This is a genomic window from uncultured Marinobacter sp., assembly GCF_963974375.1.
In the GTDB taxonomy this organism is placed as follows: domain Bacteria; phylum Pseudomonadota; class Gammaproteobacteria; order Pseudomonadales; family Oleiphilaceae; genus Marinobacter.
The window spans coordinates 1-4,734 of record NZ_CAXBDN010000304.1 but is presented as its reverse complement, the minus strand read 5'-3'; the positions used below and the strand labels follow the sequence as shown (position 1 = coordinate 4,734).

The 4,734-nt window shown below is 61.0% G+C and carries 5 protein-coding genes; all 5 read right to left on the bottom strand.

The annotated features are described in order from the left end of the window. Positions 1-1,250: UDP-N-acetylmuramoyl-L-alanyl-D-glutamate--2,6-diaminopimelate ligase (locus tag AAC035_RS18780; RefSeq protein WP_339806638.1), on the bottom strand; the 1,250-nt coding region annotated here is incomplete at its 3' end. A gap of 4 nt (positions 1,251-1,254) precedes the next feature. After that, on the bottom strand, positions 1,255-2,988 hold the full coding sequence (locus AAC035_RS18775; protein ID WP_339806637.1) for a penicillin-binding protein 2: 1,734 nt from the start codon (positions 2,986-2,988) through the stop codon (positions 1,255-1,257). Positions 2,989-3,018: 30 nt separating this feature from the next. Then, positions 3,019-3,438: a cell division protein FtsL gene (gene ftsL / locus AAC035_RS18770; protein ID WP_339806636.1), complete on the bottom strand. Its 420-nt coding sequence runs from the start codon at positions 3,436-3,438 to the stop codon at positions 3,019-3,021. Beyond that, positions 3,435-4,421: a 16S rRNA (cytosine(1402)-N(4))-methyltransferase RsmH gene (rsmH, locus tag AAC035_RS18765; protein ID WP_339806635.1), complete on the bottom strand. Its 987-nt coding sequence runs from the start codon at positions 4,419-4,421 to the stop codon at positions 3,435-3,437. Before rsmH ends, ftsL begins: the two co-directional genes overlap by 4 nt. Beyond that, positions 4,418-4,734, bottom strand: a 317-nt coding sequence (mraZ, locus tag AAC035_RS18760) for a division/cell wall cluster transcriptional repressor MraZ (RefSeq protein WP_339806634.1), incomplete at its 5' end; no start/stop codon positions are given. The genes rsmH and mraZ, both read right to left, overlap by 4 nt.

The following is a 4,734-nucleotide window of genomic DNA, read 5'->3' as shown; positions in this document are numbered from 1 at the left end:
GGCGATTCCGAGCGTGGGTTATCATCCGTCACAATCACCTTATCGGCACCTCGCTCCGCTTCCCGGGCCATATCGGGACGTTTGCCGGAATCGCGGTCGCCGCCGCATCCAAACACGCAGATCAGACGGCCGGCCGTATGCGGACGCAACGCTGCCAACGCATTGGCGAGGGCGTCGGCGGTATGGGCGTAATCGACCACCACCCTGACACCATTGCCACCGGCAAACACCTCAAGCCGGCCCGGAGGCGCGGTCAGCATCGCCACTGCCGCCTGTATCTTGTCCAGGGAGGCCCCAAGACTCAGTGCCGCTGCCATGGCGGCCAACAAATTGCTGGCGTTGAAACTGCCCATCAGTGGCGCGGTTACTTCAAACGGGCCCCACTGGCCGTCCATCGCGGCTGTGAATCCCTTTTCCGTGGCTGCGAAACGGGTCATCCAGAGTTCGGTCTGGGATTCATGCAGGCTGTAGCGGATCCGATCACACAATCCGTCGGTCTGTTCGTATAGCTGACGACCGAACGGATCATCAAAGTTGATCACCGCAAAGTGCAGGCCTTCCTGCTGGAACAGGCGGGCTTTGGCGCTGGCGTAGGCTTCCATGGACCCGTGGTAATCCAGATGATCCCGGGTCAGATTGGTAAATACCGCGCCGGTCATGGTGACACCATCGACACGACCCTGATCCAGCGCATGGGAGGACACTTCCATGGCCGCAGCCCGACCGCCCTTACCCAGGATTGCGAACAGGGAACGGTTCACCTCAACCACATCGGGCGTGGTGTGGGTCGCCGCCATCAATGCCCCGGGCATACCGTAGCCCAGGGTGCCAAGAACGCCGCAGGGAATACCCGCGCCGGTCAGAAGCTGACTGATGAAATGGCAGACCGATGTCTTGCCATTGGTACCGGTAACACCCACAACCCGCAGACGCCGGGAAGGGTGTTCGAAAAAGCGGTCTGCAATCTCACCCACTCTGCGACGCAGGGCCGGCACCGGAACGATCAGGGCACCATGGCGCTCATGACAGGGTGCCGGCCGCACGGTTTCAAGAATGATGACCGTGGCGCCGGCTTCGATGGCCTGATCAACGTAGTGGTCTGCCGGGGTCTCACGCCCCGCCAATGCCACAAACGCATCCCCTTTACGAATCAGACGACTGTCCGTTCGCAGTCCGTGAATGGTCACGTCGAAGACGGAAGGAACATCAACGATGCCCTGAAGCAGTGTATTCAGCGAGCTCATGCACATAGCGTTACCCCCGCTCCCCGCTGGCCGATGGCGTGCCGTCAGCTGCTTTCAGCTGCGGGCGCACGTTCAGCAAGCGCAAGGCGTCACCCATAACCCGGGCAAACACCGGCGCCGCCACCTCACCACCGTAATAGTCTCCGCCCTGGGGGGCATCTACGGCTATAACGGTTACAATTTTGGGATCGTCCATGGGCGCCATACCGGCGAAAATAGCCTTGTACTGGCTCTTCTCATAGCCCTGGGCGCCGACCAGATGCACCGTGCCAGTCTTCCCGCCCGCCGAGTAAAGTGCGGGTAACGCCCTGCGACCGGTGCCGTTCTCGACCGCATCCCGCAACATATCCCGTATCTGGGCGGCCACCTGCTCTGACAGCACCCGCTCGCCGGCCGGCGGTGTGTCAACCCGGATCAGACTCAGCGGGTAGCGAATGCCGCCATTGGCCAGGACCATATAGGCCTGGGCAAGCTGCAATGCGTTGCTGCTCATGCCGTAGCCGTAGGACAAGGTGGCCTCCTCAACCGGACGCCAGCGATCCCCTCCCGGTAACACTCCGACAGCCTCGCCCGGAAAGCCGACACCGGTGGGCTGCCCCATACCCACACGATAATAAAAGTTGCGCAAGGCCTCACCACCCAGCTCTGTGGCAATCAGGCTCATGCCCACGTTACTGGACCGGGAGATGATGTCCGTCATGGTCATCACCCCGTAATTCCGGTGATCCCGAATGGTAAAACGGCCAAAACGACGAAAGCCCGGCGCGGTATCCAGGGTTTGTTCTGCGGTGAACAGGCCACTTTCCAGCGCCGCCGCCATTGCCAGCGGCTTCATGGTACTGCCCGGCTCAAACAGATCCGTCACCGCCTTGTTGCGCAACCGCTCAGGACTCAGCTGGCTGCGATCGTTCGGGTTGTAGGACTGCTGGTTAACCATGGCGAGCACTTCACCCGTATCCACGTCCAGCATCACCAGGGTGCCGCCCCGCGCGCTGTGGGCCTGAACGACAGCCTTGAGCTCGCGGTAAGCAAGATACTGCAGCCGAAGGTCCAGGCTAAGCGCCAGATCACGACCTGGCCGGGCATCCCTGATCAGCGAAAGGTCCTTGACCAGATTGCCCCGGTTGTCACGAAGAACCCGTTTGCGACCGGTTTCGCCACTGAGCCAGTCATTAAAGGCCAGCTCGATACCCTCCTGGCCCCGCTCATCAATATTGGTGAAGCCCACCAGATGGGAGGCCACTTCGCCAGCCGGATAATAGCGGCGATACTCCTGACGGCTGTAGATTCCCGGAATTTCCAGCGCCAGTACGTCCCTGGACAGGGACGGCTGCACCTTGCGGCGCAGATACATGAACTCACGGCCGGCAGGCTGTGCAAGGCGACCCCGCAAACCGGCTTCGGTCATTCCCATCAGGGCTGCTGCCGTCGCCAGGCGCGGGTCCGTCGGATCCACCTCTCGCGGGTTCGCCCAGAGGGTTTCCACCGGCGTGCTTACGGCAAGCGGATCGCCGTAACGATCAGTAACCAGACCGCGATGAGCATCGATGGGCTCGACCCGAATCGTCCTGACATCCCCTTGCTGGCGCAGGAACTCCTTGTCAATCACATGCAGATCTACCAGGCGCCAGCCAATCACCACACTGGAAAGCAGAAACACACCGACAACGGAACCGAACCGCCAGGCTTTAAGCCCGGCGATCAGCCGCTGTCCGAGTCCTGTTTTACTTCCCTGGTCTGACACCTGGCACCCGCCTGTTATGGATTCTGCGTGTTATCGGAACATCTGACGGGTACCTGAAGGCACCCCCGCCACCGGTACCAGCACGATATGTTCGCGTCCCGGCACAATCATTTCGAGGCTGCTGGCAGCCTGCTGTTCTATCTGACCGTGAGCGCTCAGCGCACTCTGCTCCAGCAACAACTGACTCCACTCGCGCTGGTAACCATCACGAGCTGCCTGAAGCTCCGACAGCGTGTTATAGAGGTTCCGGTTCTGGTGCGCACTGACTGCCACACCGATGCCTGAACCAATCAGAACCAGCGCCAGCCCCAGGGTAATCAGCACCCGGCGCTGGGCCAGCGCGGCGAAAATCGCCAGCGACAGCTTCAGTGCCCCGCCAACCCGACGCCGTACTTCCTCACGGCTAAGCACGGGTGCCTGGGCCGGTTTGTCCACGGTAACTGCGCTCATTGTTCCCTGCTCCTGTCGTCTGATCGGCGCTCCAGCACTCTCATCACGGCGCTGCGCGCCCTGACGTTGTCACGAATTTCCTGCTCATTGGCCTTCAGCGCCTTGCTGACCAGGCGGAAAGGCGTCTCGATTTCACTGGCGGTAACCGGCAAGCCCCGGGGCAACTGCGGCCCCTTCGCCAGATCGCGCATATAACGTTTCACAATGCGGTCTTCCAGCGAATGAAAGCTGATGACGACCAGTCGCCCGCCCGGTGCAAGCAAGCGAACCGCTGCTTCCAGCCCTGACTCAAGATCATCCAGCTCCCGGTTGATGAATATCCGGATGGCCTGAAATGTGCGGGTAGCAGGATGCTTGTGCTTGTCTTTTTTCGGGACCGCCCGACTGACCAGCTCTGCCAGCTGCCGTGTTGTTTCCAGTGGTGTTTCCTGGCGCTGCATCACGATCAAACGGGCGATGCGACGGGAAAATCGCTCTTCACCAAGCCGCCAGATCACCTCCGCAATGTCTTTCTCGTCGGCGCTGTTGAGCCATTCGGCAGCACTTGGTGACCGGGTAGTATCCATTCGCATATCCAGCGGGCCGTCTTTCATGAAGCTGAAGCCCCGGGCCGGATCATCCAGTTGCGGTGAAGACACGCCCAGATCCAGCAAGACACCGTTGACGGAGCCTTCCGGCCAGTTTTCGGATGCTGCTGCAGCCGTCATGTCAGCAAACGAACCGTGATAAACGACGAAGCGGCCATCCTCGGCCGCCAGCGTTTCTCCGAACCGGATAGCCTCCGGGTCCTTGTCGACCCCGAGCAGCCGGCCCTCTTTCGCCAGCGTGCCGAGGATCAAACGGCTGTGACCACCTCTTCCGAAGGTACCGTCGATGTAACGACCTGCCGGCTCCGTAATCAGCAGTTCCACCGCCTGATCCAGCAGCACGGAGCGGTGGAGAGACTGACCACCAGCGACGGTGGAGTCAGAGGGTCTGGTCATAGGGATAACGCCTCCATTTCCGGTGGCATATCGTCGTCTTCACCGGCCTCATCCAACCATGCGAACCAGCGCTCTTCGCTCCATAACTCCAGCTTCTTGCCCTGGCCGATCAGCATCAGTTTTTTCTCAAGACGGGCGTAACTGCGCAGCGTCGGGGGAACCAGGACACGACCTGCCGAGTCCAGCTCAAGCGGCGTCGCATGCCCCAGGATCAGCCGCTGAAGGCGGCGGGCGGCCTTGTTCATGTTGGGCAGACGGTCGATCTCGGTACGCAGCGTTTCAAAGGCGGGCTCGGGATACATCAACAGGCAGC

Coding starts and splice junctions, on each gene's coding strand:
- ftsL (WP_339806636.1), bottom strand. CDS start 3,438: ATGAGCGCAGTTACCGTGGACAAACCGGCCCAGGCACCCGTGCTTAGC.
- rsmH (WP_339806635.1), bottom strand. CDS start 4,421: ATGACCAGACCCTCTGACTCCACCGTCGCTGGTGGTCAGTCTCTCCAC.